General features: G+C 72.9%; 1 protein-coding gene. It reads right to left on the reverse strand.

Annotation, left to right across the window (positions count from 1 at the left end):
• The coding region (locus RMT89_RS42495; protein WP_315889109.1) for a hypothetical protein at positions 1-280 on the reverse strand (280 nt) is incomplete at both ends.

Raw genomic sequence — 280 nt, forward strand, 5'->3', positions numbered from 1 at the left:
AGGCCCGCGGCCCGCACCTGCACCCGGACCTCGCCCGCCTCCAACGGCCGCGACGCACGCGGGTTCTCCGCCTTCCCTACGGCGTCCAGCGTCCCGCCGCTGCCGGTGACGTCGATCCGCCAGTCGGTGCCGGCGCCGAACCCGCCGACCCCCGCGATCCTCCCGCTGTCGACTCCGCGCACGAGACGCGCTACCAGCAGTTTGCCGTCGCGGTGGGCGAGTTGGGGTTCGGTGGTGTGGGTGAGGACGGTGTTCCAGTTCAGGTCGGTGGTGTCGGTGT

Origin of the sequence: Streptomyces sp. P17 (assembly GCF_032436805.1) — a bacterium.
Taxonomy (GTDB): Bacteria; Actinomycetota; Actinomycetes; order Streptomycetales; family Streptomycetaceae; genus Streptomyces.